The sequence below is a fragment of the Dehalogenimonas alkenigignens genome (assembly GCF_001466665.1).
In the GTDB taxonomy this organism is placed as follows: domain Bacteria; phylum Chloroflexota; class Dehalococcoidia; order Dehalococcoidales; family Dehalococcoidaceae; genus Dehalogenimonas; species Dehalogenimonas alkenigignens.
Window position 1 is genome coordinate 381,680 of the sequence record NZ_KQ758903.1, and the last position, 17,896, is coordinate 399,575.

At 58.1% G+C, this 17,896-nt stretch carries 18 protein-coding genes; 5 read left to right on the top strand and 13 right to left on the bottom strand.

Annotated elements, in window-relative coordinates; all coding sequences use genetic code 11:
• Positions 1-34 precede the first annotated feature (34 nt).
• Both purH and DEALK_RS02035 read left to right on the top strand, forming a co-directional pair.
• A complete protein-coding gene (purH, locus tag DEALK_RS02030; RefSeq protein ID WP_058438245.1) occupies positions 35-1,570 on the top strand; it encodes a bifunctional phosphoribosylaminoimidazolecarboxamide formyltransferase/IMP cyclohydrolase in 1,536 nt (511 codons plus the stop codon).
• 63 nt (positions 1,571-1,633) lie between these two features.
• Entirely contained in the window at positions 1,634-2,659 is a 1,026-nt protein-coding gene (locus tag DEALK_RS02035; RefSeq protein ID WP_058438247.1) for a nicotinate phosphoribosyltransferase, read from the top strand.
• Between the two features lie 18 nt (positions 2,660-2,677).
• Here the strand turns inward: DEALK_RS02035 and DEALK_RS02040 are convergent, their stop codons facing one another.
• Complete coding sequence (locus DEALK_RS02040; RefSeq protein ID WP_058438249.1) at positions 2,678-3,247, bottom strand: YdeI/OmpD-associated family protein; 570 nt, start codon at positions 3,245-3,247, stop codon at positions 2,678-2,680.
• A gap of 105 nt (positions 3,248-3,352) precedes the next feature.
• Here DEALK_RS02040 and hgcC point away from each other — a divergent pair, with 105 nt between their 5' ends.
• Together hgcC and DEALK_RS02050 are read left to right on the top strand one after the other, a co-directional pair.
• On the top strand, positions 3,353-3,610 hold the full coding sequence (hgcC, locus tag DEALK_RS02045; protein WP_058438251.1) for an HgcAB-associated protein HgcC: 258 nt from the start codon (positions 3,353-3,355) through the stop codon (positions 3,608-3,610).
• 13 nt (positions 3,611-3,623) lie between these two features.
• Positions 3,624-4,451, top strand: a complete 828-nt coding sequence (locus tag DEALK_RS02050; RefSeq protein ID WP_058438253.1) for an arsenite methyltransferase — start codon at positions 3,624-3,626, stop codon at positions 4,449-4,451.
• Here the strand turns inward: DEALK_RS02050 and tilS are convergent.
• The 12 genes from tilS to DEALK_RS02110 all read right to left on the bottom strand — a co-directional run bounded on the left by tilS (position 4,448) and on the right by DEALK_RS02110 (position 16,544).
• On the bottom strand, positions 4,448-5,878 hold the full coding sequence (gene tilS, locus DEALK_RS02055) for a tRNA lysidine(34) synthetase TilS (RefSeq protein WP_058438256.1): 1,431 nt from the start codon (positions 5,876-5,878) through the stop codon (positions 4,448-4,450). The two genes, DEALK_RS02050 and tilS, sit on opposite strands and share 4 nt — an antisense overlap.
• Before the next feature lie 41 nt (positions 5,879-5,919).
• Positions 5,920-6,546: a histidine phosphatase family protein gene (locus tag DEALK_RS02060; RefSeq protein WP_058438258.1), complete on the bottom strand. Its 627-nt coding sequence runs from the start codon at positions 6,544-6,546 to the stop codon at positions 5,920-5,922.
• 61 nt (positions 6,547-6,607) lie between these two features.
• The gene (locus DEALK_RS02065) at positions 6,608-7,267 is read right to left on the bottom strand and encodes a TIGR03936 family radical SAM-associated protein (protein WP_058438260.1); all 660 of its coding nucleotides are present in this window, start codon (positions 7,265-7,267) and stop codon (positions 6,608-6,610) included.
• Between the two features lie 41 nt (positions 7,268-7,308).
• The gene (locus tag DEALK_RS02070) at positions 7,309-8,637 is read right to left on the bottom strand and encodes an HlyC/CorC family transporter (RefSeq protein ID WP_083496313.1); all 1,329 of its coding nucleotides are present in this window, start codon (positions 8,635-8,637) and stop codon (positions 7,309-7,311) included.
• Positions 8,638-8,755: 118 nt separating this feature from the next.
• Positions 8,756-9,769 carry a hydrogenase expression/formation protein HypE gene (gene hypE / locus DEALK_RS02075; RefSeq protein WP_058438262.1) on the bottom strand — a complete coding sequence of 338 codons (1,014 nt, stop codon included), beginning with the start codon at positions 9,767-9,769 and terminating at the stop codon, positions 8,756-8,758.
• 22 nt (positions 9,770-9,791) lie between these two features.
• Positions 9,792-10,886: a hydrogenase formation protein HypD gene (gene hypD, locus DEALK_RS02080; RefSeq protein ID WP_058438264.1), complete on the bottom strand. Its 1,095-nt coding sequence runs from the start codon at positions 10,884-10,886 to the stop codon at positions 9,792-9,794.
• Complete coding sequence (locus DEALK_RS02085; RefSeq protein ID WP_058438266.1) at positions 10,883-11,110, bottom strand: HypC/HybG/HupF family hydrogenase formation chaperone; 228 nt, start codon at positions 11,108-11,110, stop codon at positions 10,883-10,885. The genes hypD and DEALK_RS02085 overlap by 4 nt, the downstream gene beginning before the upstream one ends.
• Positions 11,111-11,124: 14 nt before the next feature.
• Positions 11,125-13,428: a carbamoyltransferase HypF gene (hypF, locus tag DEALK_RS02090; protein ID WP_058438268.1), complete on the bottom strand. Its 2,304-nt coding sequence runs from the start codon at positions 13,426-13,428 to the stop codon at positions 11,125-11,127.
• 1 nt (position 13,429) lies between these two features.
• Positions 13,430-14,086 (bottom strand): hydrogenase nickel incorporation protein HypB, encoded by a 657-nt coding sequence (gene hypB / locus DEALK_RS02095; protein WP_058438270.1) that lies wholly within the window; start codon positions 14,084-14,086, stop codon positions 13,430-13,432.
• On the bottom strand, positions 14,067-14,426 hold the full coding sequence (hypA, locus tag DEALK_RS02100; protein ID WP_058438272.1) for a hydrogenase maturation nickel metallochaperone HypA: 360 nt from the start codon (positions 14,424-14,426) through the stop codon (positions 14,067-14,069). Before hypA ends, hypB begins: the two co-directional genes overlap by 20 nt.
• A gap of 188 nt (positions 14,427-14,614) precedes the next feature.
• Complete coding sequence (gene groL / locus DEALK_RS02105) at positions 14,615-16,219, bottom strand: chaperonin GroEL (protein WP_058438274.1); 1,605 nt, start codon at positions 16,217-16,219, stop codon at positions 14,615-14,617.
• Between the two features lie 31 nt (positions 16,220-16,250).
• Positions 16,251-16,544 (bottom strand): co-chaperone GroES, encoded by a 294-nt coding sequence (locus DEALK_RS02110; RefSeq protein ID WP_058438276.1) that lies wholly within the window; start codon positions 16,542-16,544, stop codon positions 16,251-16,253.
• Positions 16,545-16,808: 264 nt separating this feature from the next.
• Here DEALK_RS02110 and tsaD point away from each other — a divergent pair, with 264 nt between their 5' ends.
• Complete coding sequence (gene tsaD / locus DEALK_RS02115; protein ID WP_058438278.1) at positions 16,809-17,801, top strand: tRNA (adenosine(37)-N6)-threonylcarbamoyltransferase complex transferase subunit TsaD; 993 nt, start codon at positions 16,809-16,811, stop codon at positions 17,799-17,801.
• The last annotated feature ends 95 nt before the right edge of the window (positions 17,802-17,896 follow it).

The following is a 17,896-nucleotide window of genomic DNA, read 5'->3' on the forward strand; positions in this document are numbered from 1 at the left end:
CGACAAGCACAGAATAATATCCAGGAGGACACAGATGCGGGCAATCCTCTCCGTTTCCGATAAAACCGGCCTTGAGGCTTTCGCTGTTGAACTGGGCAAACTGGGTTGGGAGATTTTCTCCACCGGCGGCACCAAGAAATCCTTAACCCAGGCCGGAGTGCCGGTACACGCAATCTCGGACATCACCGGCTTCCCGGAAATCCTCGACGGCCGGGTCAAGACGCTGCATCCCATGGTCCACGGCGGCATCCTGGCCCGCCGCGACAAGGCAGACCATATGTCTCAACTGTCGGAGAACAAGATAACCCCGATCGATATGGTGGTAGTCAACCTTTATCCCTTTGTCCAGACCGTGTCCAGGGCGGGCGTGTCGCTGGAGGAGGCTCTGGAGAACATCGACATCGGCGGACCCGCTATGATCCGGGCATCGGCCAAGAATTACCCGGGTGTCATCATCGTCACCGATCCCGCCGACTACCCGCTCCTCATCGAGAAATTGCGGGGCGGCGGCTTATCCCCGGATGAGCGGAAGCGCCTTGCCCAGAAAGCTTTCCAGCATACCGCGATGTACGATACTGCCATCGCCCAGTACCTGTGGCAGGGCAGCGCAGGCTTCCCGGACAACATGACTTTAGCCCTTAAAAAGCGCTATAACCTGCGCTACGGCGAGAACCCTCACCAGGCTGCCGCTTTCTACGCCGAGCATCGCGTCGGCGCCGGGCAGAATTCCGGCATCACCTGGGCGGAGCAGCTGTGGGGCAAGGAATTATCATTCAACAACATCCTGGACGCCGACGCCGCCTGGGCGACGGCCACCGATTTCGAAGCGCCGACAGTGGCCATTGTCAAACATACCAACCCCTGCGGCCTGGCCAGCCGGGATGACGTTGCCGAGGCTTATCAGCGAGCTTTTGAAGGCGACCCGGTATCAGCCTATGGCGGCATTGTGGCAGTCAACCGGACACTTACCGCCGGGATGGCCGAGGCAATGCGCGGCACCTTCTACGAAATCTCGATCGCCCCGGATTACGAAGAAGCGGCGCTGGTAATCCTCAGGAAACGCAAAGACCTGCGCATCTTGAAGGCAAGGCTGCCGGCGGCAGAGACGCAGCCGGCGCTCAATTACCGCCATGTTAAGGGTGGATTGCTGGTACAGCAGGCTGACGCCCTGCCGGAAGACCAGATTACCCTGAAGCCGGTGACCAGGCGCCAACCGACTAAAGAAGAATACGAGGACCTGCGCTTTGCCTTCAGGGCAGTGAAGCACATCAAGTCCAACGCTATCGTCCTGGTTAAGGATAAAATGCTTTTGGGCATGGGCGCCGGACAGCCCAACCGGGTGACCAGCGTGGACATCGCTGTCAAGCGGGCCGGCGAGAAGGCTAAGGGCAGCGTCATGGCCTCCGACGCCATGTTCCCTTTCAACGATTCGGTGCTCCAGGCTGCGGCGGCCGGTATTGCTGCCATCGTCCAGCCCGGCGGTTCTATCCGTGACGAGGACTCCATCAAAGCGGCGGATGAGAACGGCATCGCGATGGTCGTCACCGGCGTCAGACATTTCCTGCATTAAACTACGATACGGGCTCGTATGACCGGACCAGGCTAATATTCTGGGCGGCGGAAGGCGGCACCGATGGCTGATATCAGGGAGATCCAAAACTCGGCTTGGTCGAAATTCCGCCCGTCTGAAGCCGTCCTGCGGGGCGATTCAGCCGATGTCTACTTCCATCGCACCATCCACATCCTGGAAAAAGAAGGTCTCAACCCTATTTCCGTCATGGAGGTCTTTCCCAACGGCGGCGGCATTATCTGCGGCATGGACGAGGCGCTGGCTTTGCTTGATCGGGTGCTGCCCGCGAATAACCGTGAAGTCTGGGCCCTCCAGGACGGAAACGCCGTGATCTCGAAAGAGGTCGCTCTGCGTATCAAAGCGCCTTACCTCAGGTTCGGACTATACGAAACGGCCATTTGCGGCATTCTGGCAGCATCGACCGGTTGGGCAACGGCGGCCCGGGAGTGCGCCCAGGCCGCCGGAGAAATCCCCTGTATCAGCTTCGGGGCGCGGCACGTCCACCCGTTCGTTTCCGGGCGCATGGACTACGCGGCGATGGTTGGCGGCTGTAAGGGCTGCTCCAGCGTCGAGGGGGCGCGCCTGGCTGATATCGAACCATCCGGAACCATGCCCCACGCCTTAATCATCGTCATGGGCGACACGGTCAAAGCCACGCTGGCTTTCGATAAGCACATCGACTCGGGCGTGTCCAGGGTGTCGCTGGTCGATACATTCAAGGATGAAGCCGAGGAGAGCCTGCGGGTGGCGGCAGCCCTGGGCAATAAACTCAAGGCGGTGCGTCTCGACACGCCGGTCGAGCGCGGCCGGGTCACCGCTGAACTGGTTAAGGAGGTCCGCGCCCGGCTTGACCAGGCTGGACATTCTCACGTCGACGTCTTTGTCAGCGGCGGAATCACCCCGGACCGCATCAGGTATTTTGTCGAGGGCGGGGCACCGGTGGCTGGTTTCGGTATCGGCAGCTATATTTCCGGGGCAAAACCCATTGACTATACCGCTGACCTGCATGAGGTTGACGGAAAACCCATTGCCAAACGCGGCAGGATACCTGGGATCACCGAGAATCCACGCCTGCAACGTGTTATGTAAACTCGCCTGGCCCGAAGCTCAACCGGGTTTGACATTGTCCTGCGCCCGGCTAACGACCTGGGTAATCCTCAAGCGCCTGGTACCCTCGGTCCGGGCATTTTCGACCCAGCGGATATACATATTGCGGGAATTGTTTGGTAAGCTCAAGAAATTGAGGGCCGCGGTCTTGTCTGATTCCAGGGCTTGTCGAAGATCTTCAGGGATAACCAGAACCGCCCGGTTGGAATAAGCGCTGTCCCAATTTCCATTGGCCCTGGCTGTTTCGACTGCGGCCATCCCCGCCTGCGCCATCTTGCCCTGCCTGATCAGGCCGCTGGCGATGTCTTTGTTTCTTTGAGACCAAACACTGTTTAACTTTCTTGGAGTATAGCGCAGCATGAAACGGTCGTCGCCCAGGCTCTTCATTTTGCCATCGATCCAACCGTAGGCGATGGCTGCTCTAAGGGCTTCACCATATCGGAGCCCGGGGAGCGGACTCTTAACCTTGTAATGGACCACCCAGGCTTCTCCAGCCTTATCATGGTTGGCGGCCAGCCATGATTTCCATCCAGCGGCATCGGCAAACACCAGAGGTTCGATGTTCGGCACAGGAATATTATACAGGGAATGTCGAGTTTGCTCCGGCGGACTAAAATATTCTTTGACTTTTCTGATTCTTCTGATTATACTGATTGTTGATAACTGGAGTTGGAGATGACAAAAGCTTTAAAAAGAAGCTGTTGCGAGACCGGCGAATGTTACAGTGTTGAGGCCGTTGTTTCAATCGATGGGCGCGGCCAGGTGGTCTTGCCCAAGGGAATCCGCGACGGGCTTGGGCTGGCCGCCGGGGACAAATTAGCTCTGGTGACTCTAGCCCGGGAAGGCAGGCCATGCTGCCTGATGGTAATGAAAGCCGACCGGCTGGCTAGAGGCGCTCGTGAATTCTTAAGTCCGATAATAAATGAGATTTGAAAAGGAGCCTTTGATGAAAGACACCGAGATCAAGAATTACGTCAAAGAACGCTACGGCGGCATCGCCCGCAGCGGCGGCGGCTGCGGCTGTGGGACAGGTTGTTGCGGCGACCCTTCCCCGGACCTCATTTCCCGGGCGATCGGGTATTCCGACGAGGATCTGTCGGCGGTGCCCGAAGGTGCCAACCTCGGCTTGGGTTGCGGCAATCCCACCGCCATCGCCGCTTTGAAACCTGGGGAGACGGTGCTGGATCTGGGGTCCGGTGCCGGCTTCGATGCCTTCCTGGCGGCTCGGCAGGTAGGCCCGGCCGGCAAGGTTATCGGTGTAGACATGACCCCGGATATGGTGTCCAGGGCTCGAGAGAACGCCCGAAAAGGGGACATCACCAATGTGGAATTCAGACAGGGCGAGATCGAAAACCTGCCGGTGGCTTCAGGAACGGTGGATACCATCATCTCAAACTGCGTCATCAACCTGTCGCCGGACAAACCCAAAGTGTTTGCCGAGGCTTTCCGGGTGTTGAAGCCTTGCGGCCGCATCGCGGTGTCGGATATTGTGTTGACCGAACCCCTCCCGGAGTATATCCGCGACTCCGTGGCCGCCTACACCGCTTGCGTGGCCGGTGCGGTTTTGAAGGAGGAGTACCTTGCCGCTATCCGGGACGCGGGTTTCGAAAAGGTTCAAATCATCGGCGAGACATGCTTCGACCTTGATTTCATCGAGATGGCCCCCGGCTTGATGCTGGAAGCTGAGTCGCTCGGCTTGACCGAGGCAAAGATCCAGCACATCTCCGAGACTATTATGAGCATTAAGGTTTCGGCGGTGAAGCCGGCTTCTTAGGCGGAACGGCGCTCAAATTCCAGCCTTAAAATTCTCGCCGTCGCCGGTGAGACTTTGACCCGTTCGTCGAGGCGGCAGCCCGCCACCCAGACGATCTGTCTAGGGTTGACAACGATGGGAACGCGGGATCGCCGGTCTTGTGGAATTTTGGCGTCGATGAAGAAGTCCTTGAGCTTCTTTTCAGCGCCCATACCCAGCGGCACGAAACAGTCCCCCGGCCGTCGGGCGCGTACCATCAGTTCGCCGCCGGCAGCGCCGAAATCCAATGACTGGGCGTATGGACTCGCCTCTTTTTCCGGCGGGTTTTCGGTGACCGAGTCTTTAATGCTCGCGACAACCCGCCAACCGTCAATATCCGTCACCCCGGGAATATTCAGCGGATGCGCGCCTTCAATCGTCGGCAGCAGGGTCAAAGCATTCAAATCGCGGCCGAGCAACACTTCCGAATAGCCGGCGGAGAACGCCAGACCCCCGGGAAGATCTATGCTGCGGCCGGCACCGCCGCTGGCGATCTCCAGCATGTCTTCGATGTGGACCGCCTCGATGTCTTTAGGACTCCCCAGCGCCGCCACCAGCAGCCGCCGCAGTACGGCGCGCCGCAGGGCGGGGTGAAGGCCGCCCAGGCCGGACTTGTCGATAGCCACGACCGGGCCGTTCTTCTTTACCAGGCTTTCAATGGCGTTCGCGGCTGCCGTTTCGATGAAATCAACCTCATCGGCGGCAAGTCTCGACAAACGAGATATTGCCTCGTCAACGGCCGGATTGAAGTGTTCACGGATCATGGGCAATAGTTCAAGCCTGATGCGGTTGCGTGTCGGGGTTAGCGATTCATTAGTGAAGTCAGCGCGGAATGACAGGTCGTGTTCGCGGCAATAGAGTTCAACTTCTTCACGCGACAGGCAAAGCAGCGGCCGGATGATACGCAGCGGATTAACATCCCTAGAGTGGAATTCGCTGGCAGCTTTCAGCCCCACCAGGCCTGTCAGTCCGGTGCCCCGGAGCAAGTGCAGCAGCACTGTTTCCACGTGGTCATTTTTGGTATGCGCTACGGCCACAGAGGCGGCGCCGGTTCGTCGGGCCGTTTCTTCCAGAAACTGGTAGCGGACGTCGCGCGCGGCTTCCTCCGGCGAGAGCCGGTGCTTCTTTCGGTAACTCTGAACATCCCTCCGGTCGATGGTGAATGGCAGGCCGAGGTCCTGGGCTAAGGCGGCGACGTAATCGGCGTCGGCGGCGGATTCCGGCCTCAGCCCGTGGTCCAGGTGAGCAACATGCAGCTCAATTCCGAGTTCGCTTTTGACTTTATGTAATATGTGCAACAAGGTGACCGAATCGGCACCGCCGGAGACCGCTGCCACCACCCTGTCACCCCTGGACACCAGGCTGTGACCGCGGAGGATGTCAAGAACTCTTTTGTCAATCAAGTCCATTGATAAGATTATAGCAGTTAGAGGAAGCGGCGGCAGTCTGCCTACCAGGGCTGGCTGTCTACCTGGAAGCATGACTCGTTGAAGACGACCAATTTGGCGTTTAGCTCGGGGTCGACCTCAATAACTGACAGGCTGCCGGTGTTCAGGCGAAATTTCCGGATGTCGCCTTCAGCTAAACCCAGTACCCGACAAACCAGAGACAGAACTACGAAATAGTGGGTTACGATGAGTGCCTCGCCATCCGGGAAACGCCGTACCAGAGTCTCTACGACGTCCCAGGCGCGTGCCCTGACATCGGCCAGGGATTCGCCTCCGGGCAGCTTCGGCAGGCCTTCGGCAGTGGCGGCGGTCAACAGTTTTCCTAGGCTGCCGCCGATCTCGGTCACGGAACGTCCCTCCAGGTCTCCGGCATCAATTTCTCGCAATCCGTGCTCGAGTTCGACTGCCATCTGACCGTGCTCCCGGGCGATAGCTTCGGCCGTTGCCCGGGCGCGGCCCAGTGGACTGGATACAATAGCGGATAGCTTCTCGTTTGCCAGACGTCCCGCCAGGCACTTGACCTGCTTAAGACCGGTCTCGTTCAGTGGCGTGTCAGATCCTCCGCCCTGGATGCGCTTCAGGCGGTTCCATTCGGTCTCGGCGTGACGGGCAATAAAGATTCGTGTCATTACCAGTTATGCCACTTGAAATTTGTTTCTGATTTCCCTGTCCTCAACCAGCTGACTCATCCTAATTGTCTTGAGCCAGCACTAATCGCACCCGGTGAATTGCCATGGGGTGCTGGGCGAAACCCAGGGCTAATGCCACCTGTTCAGGGCGGCCGGAACCGGAAGGGTCGTTCTTAAGCCGCATGGACAGGTTCACACTATCCCGGCCGAAAGCCTCGACGGTGATGTCGTCGATCTGGGTGCGCAGGTCGTAATGCCGGGTTTCATCGTCACGCTTATGGCTCCATTCGAGGGTGGCCTGGCCAAGCAGGTCGCCGACGGCTTTATTAATTACCTCTGCCGGCCGGTCCAGCGGCAGCGTCACCCGGTACTCGGCAAAACGCATCATTGACTGCAGCGACGGCCCCTCCAGCGGCAGAAAAATCCCCTGATCGATGGTCAGCCCCTCCGGAAGCACGGCTGACAGCAGCCCCAGCGCCGTCTGGACCGCCGGCGGGTTCTCCAGCCAGACCTCCATCAGTTCGGCCTCGCCGGTCCAACCTACCGCCAGCGGCGAGGCAACCGCCAGCCGGGGGTGGGCGTTGAAGCCCTCGGAATAGGCAATGCCGAGTCCGGCGCGGCGGAACAGCCGCGGCCACAGCCGCATCATATCCAGGTGCGAGATGAATTTCAGGCATTCGCCGCGGGCGAAAAGCAGACGGAAACGGCGGGTGTTGATCAATTTCGAACCTTCTTAAACCGAGATGAACGGCGGGATGGCGATTATTTACCTGCGGTCTGCGGCGGAGTGCCGGCGACAGGCTGGACGGGGGACGTCGCCGCTGTCTGTTCAGGCTTTTTTTCCTTGGTAATCAGCACGTCCTCGATCTTTTTGCCGCGCATGCGGGTAACTACCAGCTTCAAGCCGTCATGCCGCAGCACCTGTCCCTGCCGGGGTATCTGGCCTAACTTTTTCATGATGAATCCGGCTACCGTCTCATAGTCTTCGCCTTCGGGCAAGTTTAGCTCCAGTTCTTCGTTCAAGTCATTGACCCGCATGCCGCCGTCCACCTGGAAGGTGTATTCATTGATGGACTCATAGTCCTTTTCGGCGCGGGACAGTTCATCGCCGACCGGACCTACGATCTCTTCCATCAGCCGGGACAGGGAGACAACCCCCGCGGTCCCGCCGTGCTCATCAATGACCACGCACATACGGAAATTCTTGTCGCGCATCTCATTGAACAGCTCGCCTATTGGTTTGGATTCCGGGGCAAAATAGGCGGGGCGCATCAAGCCGTCGACCAAATCATCCGGTTTGACCTCACCCCGCGCCTGCGCCATCAGCACGTCTTTAATCGACAGGATGCCGACAACATTGTCCATGTTCTCCTCGTAGACCGGAAACCGCGACATCGGGGATTTTTCGTAAATATCGAAGAACTCCTTCATCGAGCTGCCTTTTTCTACCGCCACCACCTCCGGCCGAGGCACCAGCACCTCAGATACCGGCCGGTCGCGGAAATCGAAGACGGCATGCAGCATCTCGGCCTCAGCCATCTCCACCGTCCCTTCTTTGTGGCCGACATCGATCATCGAGCGGATTTCTTCCTCGTTGAAGAGAGAGCGGTGGTAAGCCTTGCCGCCGCCAAACAGGCGCATGAAGCCCGATGCAATCCATGACAAAAAGGCGACTCCGGGTGCAAACAACCAGGCGATGAAGCTGATCGGACGGGCAAAGGCCAGGGTGACCTTCTCAGAATGCCGTGTTGCCACCGTCTTGGGCGTCACCTCTGCGAAAATTAGAATGACAACGGTTAAGGCGATGGTGGCAACCAGTACCCCGTATTCCTCACCGAGCGCATCGATGGCGATTACCGTAGCTAAAGCAGACGCGGCAATGTTGACAAAGTTGTTGCCCAACAAGACGGTGGACAACAGTCTTTCCGGTTTTTCCACCAGGCGGGCGACAATGTCAGCGCCTTTCACCTTTTCGTCAAGCATCGTTTGCAGGCGAAACTTGGAAAGGGAGATAAAAGCCGTTTCCGAGCTGGAGAAAAAAGCGGACAGAAGCAGGCAGATTACGAGCAGAATTAAATAGGTATTTTCCATTAAGAAGCGACGCGCCGGCCAGAATCAGAGCTAATTTCGCCTGATAATAACACTTTTACCGAAAGGTTGCACTTGTTTGGCTGTCTAGTCACCCTGGTCAATCGTGTTCCTGGAGAAGTCAACAGATCCGCGGCAGCAGTTCCCCGGAGAGCATGTCCACGATGCGCCGGGCGCCTAACGCGGTCTTTAACACCACTCGGCCAGGATGTCCGCTTACCACTTCACCGATAATTGATGCCTTGCTGCCGTAGGAGTTGCGCCGCATCGCCTCCAGGACTTTATCGGCATCTTCGGGAGCGACAATGGCGATCATTTTACCTTCGTTAGCCACATAAAGCGGGTCGAAGCCTAAAAGCTCGCAGGCGGCGCCAACGGCGTCCTTCACCGGTATTTTCGTTTCGTCGATGTCGATGCCGACATTCGACTGGGCGGCGATCTCGTTCAGAGTGGTGGCCAGCCCGCCGCGAGTGGGGTCACGCAGTACATGAATATTTTTAGACGCCTCAAGCATCGTTGTAACCATGCCGTTCAGGGGAGCGCAGTCGCTTTCCACCGGCACCTTGAAGTTGAAACCTTCCCGTTGAGCCATGATTGCCATGCCGTGGTCGCCGATGCTGCCGCTTAACATAACTATATCTCCCGGCTTAGCGTTGCATCCCGAAATGTTAATCCCGTCCGGCACGATCCCGACGCCGGAGGTGTTGATGAACAGTCTGTCGGCTTTACCCCGGTTGACCACCTTGGTATCTCCGGTAACGATGCAGACGCCGGCCTCTGAGGAAGCGGCTTTGATACTGTTGACTACCCTTGCCAGGTCTTCCAGAGGCAATCCTTCTTCGATAATGAATGCGAGGCTGAGGAACTTCGGAGCCGCCCCGGCTGTGGCCAGATCGTTAACCGTGCCGCAAACCGCGAGCTTGCCGATATCGCCGCCGGGGAAAAATATCGGGCTGACCACATAGCTGTCGGTGGTAAAAGCTAGCCTTCCCCCGTTAAGACTGAAACAGGCGGCGTCGTCCAGCCTGGACAATGTTTCGTTGGCCAGTTCACCGACGAACATCTTCCGCACCAGGTCCTGCGATAGTTTGCCGCCGGAACCATGGGCCAGCAGCACTGTTTTACTCGCGTCCAAATGTTAACTCCGTGATCCGATATTAGCCGATGGCTTCGGCGAAATGATAATAAGCAGCGCAGGAACCTTCGCTGGAAACCATGCAGGGACCGACCGGATTTTCCGGGGTGCAGGCTTTACGGAACAGTTTACAGTCCTCGGGAGTCTTGACCGCCCGGATAACCTCGCCGCAGAGGCAGCCGGCCGGCTCCCGCGGTTCCCGTTCGAGCTTTATCTCGAAAACCTTTTCGGCGTCATGAGCCGCGAACTCTTCCCGTATTGCTAAACCGCTCTCCGGAATACTGCCGACACCCCGCCAGTCGGCAGGGGCGACTTCGAATACGCGGTCGAGCATCGCCAGTGCCTGGGGATTGCCTTCAGCCCTGACGGCCCGGCTGTAAGCTGTCTGGACTCGGGGAGCGCCGGACTCTATCTGGTCGATAATCATATCAACGCAATGGAGAATATCCAGCGGTTCAAAACCGGAGACAGCGCAAGCGATGCCGTACCGGCCGGGGATGAAATACCACGCGTCGGCGCCGATGATAGCTGAAACGTGCCCGGGGCAGATGATGCCCTGGATCTTTACCTCGCCGGCATCAAGAAGGGCCCGGGTAACCGGCGGCGTCACCTTATGCAGGGAAATGACTGAGAAGTTTTGCAGTTTTTCGGCATCTGCCTGGAGGATGGCGGCGGCCACTGTCGGCGCGGTCGTCTCGAAACCTATCCCGACGAAGACCACTTTTTTGCCCGGGTTATTACGGGCGATGTCCAGGGCGTCCAGGGTGGAATATACCGTGCGGACATCGGCGCCGGCGGCACGGGCGCGATCGAGGGATCCGTAGCTGGCCGGCACCTTGATCAGGTCGCCGAAGGTTGTGATGGTCACGCCCGGAATTCGCGCCAGAGCCATCACCTTGTCGAGATCGGCCGTCGAGGTCACGCATACCGGGCAGCCCGGCCCGGACAGCAGTTTCAAATGCGGAGGAAGCAAATCACGCAGGCCGTAGCGGAAGATGGCCACGGTGTGCCCGCCGCAGAACTCCATGATGTTGGCCGGTCTGGTGGATTTCCGGCGAATGCCGTCGAGGAGCTTCTTGGCCAGCGCCGAATCGCGGAACTCGGTGGCGAACTTCATGAGGCCTCCGGGATCATCTCCATCTCTTTGAAAAGTTTCAACGTCTCAAGCGCCTCGTGCTCATCCAGCACCTGAATTGCAAAACCGGTGTGCAGCAGAACGTAATCGCCGATCTTGGCCTCCGGCACCATCACCAGACTGGCGCGAACGGTGGTGCCCGCCATATCCACTTCGGCGATGACGCCGTCAATCTTCACGATTTGAGCCGGGACAGCCAAACACATATCCAACCTCCAAACTAGATGTTCTTTACATAATGCGCGGCGACGGCGACCTGTCCTAAAGAAATGCCGCCGTCATTAGTCGGTACTTCCCGATGGGCGTAAACCCGGAAACCGGCTTGCCCAAGGCGCTCAATACTGCGTCTCAGCAGCCGCCGGTTCATAAAACAGCCCCCGGACAAAGCCACCGAGCCCAACCCGGTGTCGCCTCTAATAATCTCACACACTTTTACGATTATGTCAACGACAGCGTTGTGGAAGCGTGCCGCCATTTCGGGCACCCTGACTCCTCCATGGATATCGTCAAGGAGACCCTCGAATAGTCGACGCAGCCGGATGACCCGGTGCCCACCCTCCGCCGCGATGTCAAAGGGGTAGCTGCCGCCGGTCTCCACTCCGTCGGCGGCCATCTCCAGCTCAACCGCCGCCTGAGCGTCGTATTGGATTTCTCGTCTCACCCCTAGCAGCGCGGATACGGCATCGAACAGCCGGCCGGCGCTCGAGGTCTCCGGCGTATTCAAGCCGCGGTCGACCTGGAGCTTGATCAGGTCGAGTTCCGACCCATCGACACACCTTAGACAGGCGGCTGCCTGTGTCAATCCTTCTGCGCCGAAAAGACGGTAAAAATATCCGGCGGCGGTGCGGTATGGCTTTTTGACCGCCGCCTCTCCCCCGGGCAGCGGGAGATACTCCAGGTGGGCGATTCGATCAATCCCTGCGGCGTCGGCAACTGAAAACTCGCCGCCCCAGATTTTCCCATCGGATCCGTAGCCGGTTCCGTCCAGAGCCACGCCAATGACTTTGCCGGAAACGCCGTTTTCGGCCAGACAGGAAGCAATATGGGCATGATGATGCTGGACTTTAACCAGCGGAATATCAAGCCGGGCCGATTCCTCGGCTGCCCATTTGGAGGTGGCATAATCAGGATGCAGGTCGCAGGTAATGGTCTGCGGCTCGATGCGGAACATTCTTTTGTACAGGCTTAACGTTTGTTCGAAATGCTCGATTGTTTCGAGATTCTCCATATCGCCGATGTGCTGCGAGACGAAGGCATTGTCGTCGCGGGTCAGGCAAAAGGTATTCTTTTCTTGCGCTCCAACACCCAAGATTTGCGGCACCGCGGAAGTTAACCTCACCGGGTAGGGAGCAAAGCCGCGGGCCCGCCGCAGCACCCGCTTTTCGCAAGCTTCATGCATGACCACCGAGTCGTCGTAGCGCGAAAATATCTCGCGATTGTGGAGGATAAAATAATCGGCGATGCCGCCAAGGCGGGACAAAGCTTCGTCATTGTCCCTGGCAATTGGTTCTTCCGAAAGATTCCCTGAAGTCATCACCAGCGGCCGGCCGGCTCCAGTCATAATCAAGTGATGAAGCGGGGTATAAGGCAGCATGACGCCCAGGTACTTCAGTCCGGGGGCAACTGCCGAGGCGATGTCTGTACCTTCGTTCAATCTGAGAAGGACGATAGGCGCCGCCGCCGAGATCAAAAGCCGCCTTTCCTCCACCGACAATTCGCAGCGGGGCTCTATCTCGTCCAGGCTGGACAGCATCACGGCGAATGGTTTGGCCGGCCGCCGCTTGCGCCGTCTCAATTCTTCAACCACAGTTTGACTGGTAGCGTCACTGGCGAGCAGGAAACCGCCCAGGCCACGGACAGCCAGAATCTTACCCTGCCGCAACAGTTCGGCAGCCTTTTCGATAACGTCGGCAGCCTCAACTCGCCGCCCGGAGCTGTCCACCAGCCAGAGTTTCGGTCCGCACACCGGACATGCGTTAGGCTGGGCGTGGAAACGCCGGTCCAGCGGGTCTTCATATTCGCGGCGGCATTCCGGGCATATCGGGAAGACCTTCATCGTGGTTAACGGCCGGTCGTACGGAATGTCTTCAATGATGGTGAAGCGCGGCCCGCAGTTGGTACAATTGGTAAACGGGTAGTGGAAGCGCCGGTCCTCTGGATCGTAAATCTCCCGGCGGCAGTCCGAGCAGGTGGCCAGGTCCGGGGAGATAAGCTGGTATCTACCGGCTTCAATCAGGCTGTCGCGGATTTCGAATCGGTCATATCCAGCCGGAGCCAACCATGTTGACATAATACTTGTAATGCGCGACTGGGGAGGCGCCTCGGCCTCTAAACTCCGGCGAAAGGCTTGAACCGCCTCAGATGAACCTTCGACCTCGATGCGGACTTCTCCGGAGGTGTTGGTCACCCAGCCGGTCAGGCCGAAGCGGCGCGCCATCTGGTAAACGAAAGGCCGGAAGCCCACCCCCTGGACAACACCTTTGACAGAAATAGCCAGGCGCTGGGAGGTTTTAGCCGGAGGCACGTTAACTGCCTCGTCCTGGTATCTGTGACTTCAGGAAGGCGATCCAGTCGCTGAAGCCATGCCCCGTTCGGGCGGACAGGGGAAAGACGCGGATACCTGGTTTCAGACCTTCAACCGACCGGGTGAACTTGCCGAGGTCGAAATCAAAATAGGGCAGGATATCGGTCTTGGTAACGATCACCGCGTCGGCCGACGCGAACATGCCGGGGTACTTGAATGGTTTGTCATCGCCCTCCGGTACGGAAAGCAGGACTACCCGAAGGTGCTCGCCGAGTTTGAATTCCGACGGGCAGACCAAATTGCCGACGTTCTCGATGAATAATACATCAATATTTTCCAGCGGCAGGTTGTCCAGGCCGGCGGAGACCTGCCCGGCGTCCAGATGGCAGCCGCCGCCGGTGTTGATCTGAACCACCGGCGCGCCTTTCTGGGCAACCTTCTCGGAGTCTATCTGGGAGGCGATGTCGCCTTCGATAACGCCGACGCGAGCATCAGGCCGAAATCCGTCGATCGTAGCCAGGATAAACGTGGTCTTGCCGGCGCCGGGCGAAGCCATGATATTGACTCCCAGAATGCCATGGTTATCGAGGCGGGCGCGGTTGGCTTCAGCGGTGGCCGTATTAGCGGCCATTATGTCCTTAAGCACTTTTATCTGCATCGTCCACCTCGATCGAATCGACATAAAATTCTTTGCCGGCGATGACCTCCGCCTGCCACAGACCGCATTTGGGACAAATCCACTCGTTGGGTGAGGTGATGAACTCTTCACCGCAAGCGCGGCATTTCATTCTGGCGGGGATGCGTTTGAAATGAAGCATGGATCCCTCGGCGATGGTGCCTTTTGTCATAAAGTCGAAATAGAACTGGATGGAGTCGTCGACCAAGCCGGAAAGTTCGCCGATGACCAGGGTAACAGTGTTCACCCTTTTAGCGCCGGCTTTTCCGGCTTCTTTGAGAACGATATCAAGAAGGCTCTGGGTCACCGCCAGTTCGTGCATTCACAGTCCTAATACTTAAGTACAACTTATAATTATATCGCGATCTTAACGACCGGACAATCGTCACACCGTCATTGCCCCGGTTCAGCGGATCGGAATCGGCTGTCGTAATCGCTGATTCCCTTTTTCGGGGCAAAGAAGAGAGCCGCCTTAAGGGGCGGCTCTCTTCTGAAAGGAGTCTTTATTTTTTAGTACTCGGACGGGGGCGGAGCCTCAACCTTTTTCTCCGGGATATCCGCCACCAGGGAGTTGGTGATGATGACCATATTGGCCACCGAGGCGGCGTTCTCCAGGGCAGACCGGACAACCATGGTGGGATCGATAATGCCCATCTCCACCATATTGCCGAACTCGTCGGTCTCTGCGTTGTAGCCGACGCCGGGCGGTGAGGTGCGGACTTTTTCGATGATGACCGAACCGTCGCGGCCGGCATTGTTGGCGATCCAGCGAACCGGGGTCGGCAAGGCGCGCTTTACGATCAGAACGCCGGTCGCTTCGTCATCCTGCAGCTTCAACTTGTCGAGGGCGGGCAGGGCGTTGATCAAACCGACGCCGCCGCCGGGCAGAATACCCTCTTCGAGAGCGGCGCGGGTGGCAGCCAGGGCGTCCTCGACGCGGGCTTTGCGCTCTTTCATCTCGGTCTCGGTGGCGGCGCCAACGGCGATGACGGCCACGCCGCCGGCCAGAGCGGCTTGCCGCTCCTGCAGCTTCTCGCGGTCAAAAGCGCTCTCGACCTCGTCGATCTGGGCTTTGATGTGCTTGATGCGGTCTTTGATGGCCTCGGGGTTGCCGGCGCCGTCAATGATGACCGTTTTGTCTTTGTTGGTGGTCACGCGGTGCGCGCGGCCCATATCTTCTTCGGTGACCGATTCGAGTTTGCGCCCGGCTTCTTTGGAAATGACGCGGCCGCCGGTCAGGACGGCGATGTCTTCAAGCATCTGCTTCTGGCGATCGCCGAAACCGGGGGCTTTGACAGCCAGGACGTTCAGGTTGCCGCGCATCTTGTTGACCACCAGGGTGGCCAGGGCTTCGCCCTCAACATTCTCGGCAATGATAACCAGGGTCTTGGTCCACTGAAGAATTTTCTCCAGGGCAGGCAGCAGGTCGCCCATGGTCTCGATCTTGCGGTCGGTGATAAGGATCATCGGCTCGTCGAGACTGGCTTCCATACGGCCGGTATCGGTTACGAAGTAGGCGGAAATATAACCGCGATCAAACTGCAGGCCTTCGACGTAGTCGGTCTGGTACTTGAGGCCTTTGGATTCCTCGATGGTAATAACGCCGTCTTTGCCGACCTTCTCCATGACATCGGCGATAAGCTCACCGATTTCAGGATCCTTAGCCGTGATAGTGGCGACCTGAACGATCTGCTCCCGGCCGCGGATAGGCGTGGACATCTTCTTGAGCTCTTTGGCAACTACTTCAGTTGCTTTCTCGATGCCGCGCTTCAGGGCGATCGGCTCGGAGCCGGCGGTAATGTTCTTGAACGCCTCGTTGATAATAGCCTGGGCAAGCATGATGGAGGTGGTGGTGCCGTCGCCGGCGGCATCGTTGGTCTTGGAAGCCGCTTCCTTGACGATCTGGCAGCCCATGTTCTCAAACGGATCCGGCAGGTCGATGTCGCGGGCGATGGTCACGCCGTCGTCGATGACGGTGGGGGCGCCCCAGGCCTTAGCCAGGGCAACCGGATGGCCTTTGGGGCCGAGGGTCACTCGCACGGTGTCGCTCAGGGTATTGATACCTTTGAGCAGGGATTTCCTAACCTGATCGCCAAAAATGATCTGTTTCGCCATTTTTTCTCCTTATCCTCTTTCTCGTTGCCGTTTAGTAGATTTTCTTGGCCAGAACTTGATTTTCCGGCATGATGATCATTTCTACGCCTTCGACTTTGATCTCGGTGCCGCCGAATTTGGGATAGATCACATAGTCGCCGACTTTTACATCCATTACCTCGCGGGTGTTGTCCTTGCCAAGACGGCCGGGGCCGGCGGCGACGACCTGCCCTTCCTGAGCTTTTTCCTGAGCGGTGTCCGGGATGACGATGCCGCTGCGCATCTCTTCCTTTTTGCCGGGTTTAACCAGGATGAAGTTCTGCAGCGGTTGCACGTTGATTGCCATGAATGCCTCCTTCTTTTCTCTCTTTTTACTCAATTTTTTAGCAGTCTCAGCCCGAGACTGCTAACATCACCAATAATATCCTATGTCTCCGACGACGGCAACCCATTCTGTGGCATTCGGCAACGATTTATACCTGTTCTCAGGGATTCCTAATGCCTTTTCGTAAGTATTTTCGCCTTTTCTCGCTGAATACTAATATATCATGTATGCTATAGCTGTTTATACTGCGGGTCTGACAGGTATCTGGTCTGCTATAATACGCCCATGCGCGTATTAGGCATCGAAAGTTCCTGTGACGAAACGGCGGCCGCCATCGTCGAAGACGGGATCAGTGTAATCGCGAGCGAAGTGGCTTCCCAGGTGGATATCCACGCCCGGTACGGCGGCGTGGTGCCCGAAGTCGCCTCGCGCCAGCACCTGCTGTCGGTGGCGCCGGTGGTGGCTAAATGCCTGGACGGCGCCGCGATGAAACTGGCCGAAATCGACGCCGTGGCGGTAACCTGCGGCCCGGGACTGGCCGGGTCGCTTCTGGTAGGCGTCAATTTCGCCAAAGCTCTCGCTATGGCTTTGGATAAACCCTTGATTGGCATCAACCACCTTGAGGGGCACATTTACGCCAATTGGCTGACGGGCAGCGTTCCGGAGTTCCCGGCGCTGGCGCTCATCGTTTCCGGCGGCCACACCGACCTGGTGTTGATGAGAGGCCACGGCGACTACCGGCTGGTCGGCCGCACCCGGGACGATGCCGCCGGCGAAGCCTTCGACAAAGCCGCCCGACTCTTGAACCTTGGTTACCCCGGCGGTCCGGCGGTCGAAAAAGCCGCCGGCCTGGGGAAACCGACCCTCAGGCTGCCCCGCAGTATCATCCGCGGCAGTTTCGATTTCAGCTTTTCCGGGCTTAAAACAGCCCTCTACCGTCTGGCCGAAACGGGCCAGATTGATTCGCCAAACGATGCCGCCGCCAGCTTTCAGGAAGCCGTGGTGGGAATCCTGGTCAAAAGGACGATCGCCGCGGCCGAGGAACTGGGCGTGCGCCAGATTCTTGTGGCGGGCGGTGTAGCCGCCAACTCCCGCCTGCGGCAGAAATTTCTCGCCGATTCACCGCTGCCGGTGCTTATCCCCCCCTTAAGACTTTGCACCGATAACGCCGCCATCATCGCCGGCTGCGGCTGCTTTCACCTGGCAAAAGGGGAGCGGTCGGGACTGGATCTTGACGTTTATCCCAGTCTGCCGTTTGCTTCAATCTCCCCCAATTAGGTTGCCTTCGACAAATATTATTCCGCGCAACATCAACCGCCCAGGCCGATACTCAATCTATCCGATTTGGTTACTAGAGGTTAACAAGGTAAAAT

Coding starts and splice junctions, on each gene's coding strand:
- purH (WP_058438245.1), top strand. CDS start 35: ATGCGGGCAATCCTCTCCGTTTCCGATAAAACCGGCCTTGAGGCTTTC.
- DEALK_RS02035 (WP_058438247.1), top strand. CDS start 1,634: ATGGCTGATATCAGGGAGATCCAAAACTCGGCTTGGTCGAAATTCCGC.
- hgcC (WP_058438251.1), top strand. CDS start 3,353: ATGACAAAAGCTTTAAAAAGAAGCTGTTGCGAGACCGGCGAATGTTAC.
- DEALK_RS02050 (WP_058438253.1), top strand. CDS start 3,624: ATGAAAGACACCGAGATCAAGAATTACGTCAAAGAACGCTACGGCGGC.
- tilS (WP_058438256.1), bottom strand. CDS start 5,878: ATGGACTTGATTGACAAAAGAGTTCTTGACATCCTCCGCGGTCACAGC.
- DEALK_RS02060 (WP_058438258.1), bottom strand. CDS start 6,546: ATGACACGAATCTTTATTGCCCGTCACGCCGAGACCGAATGGAACCGC.
- DEALK_RS02070 (WP_083496313.1), bottom strand. CDS start 8,637: ATGGAAAATACCTATTTAATTCTGCTCGTAATCTGCCTGCTTCTGTCC.
- hypD (WP_058438264.1), bottom strand. CDS start 10,886: ATGAAGTTCGCCACCGAGTTCCGCGATTCGGCGCTGGCCAAGAAGCTC.
- DEALK_RS02085 (WP_058438266.1), bottom strand. CDS start 11,110: ATGTGTTTGGCTGTCCCGGCTCAAATCGTGAAGATTGACGGCGTCATC.
- hypB (WP_058438270.1), bottom strand. CDS start 14,086: ATGCAGATAAAAGTGCTTAAGGACATAATGGCCGCTAATACGGCCACC.
- hypA (WP_058438272.1), bottom strand. CDS start 14,426: ATGCACGAACTGGCGGTGACCCAGAGCCTTCTTGATATCGTTCTCAAA.
- groL (WP_058438274.1), bottom strand. CDS start 16,219: ATGGCGAAACAGATCATTTTTGGCGATCAGGTTAGGAAATCCCTGCTC.
- DEALK_RS02110 (WP_058438276.1), bottom strand. CDS start 16,544: ATGGCAATCAACGTGCAACCGCTGCAGAACTTCATCCTGGTTAAACCC.
- tsaD (WP_058438278.1), top strand. CDS start 16,809: ATGCGCGTATTAGGCATCGAAAGTTCCTGTGACGAAACGGCGGCCGCC.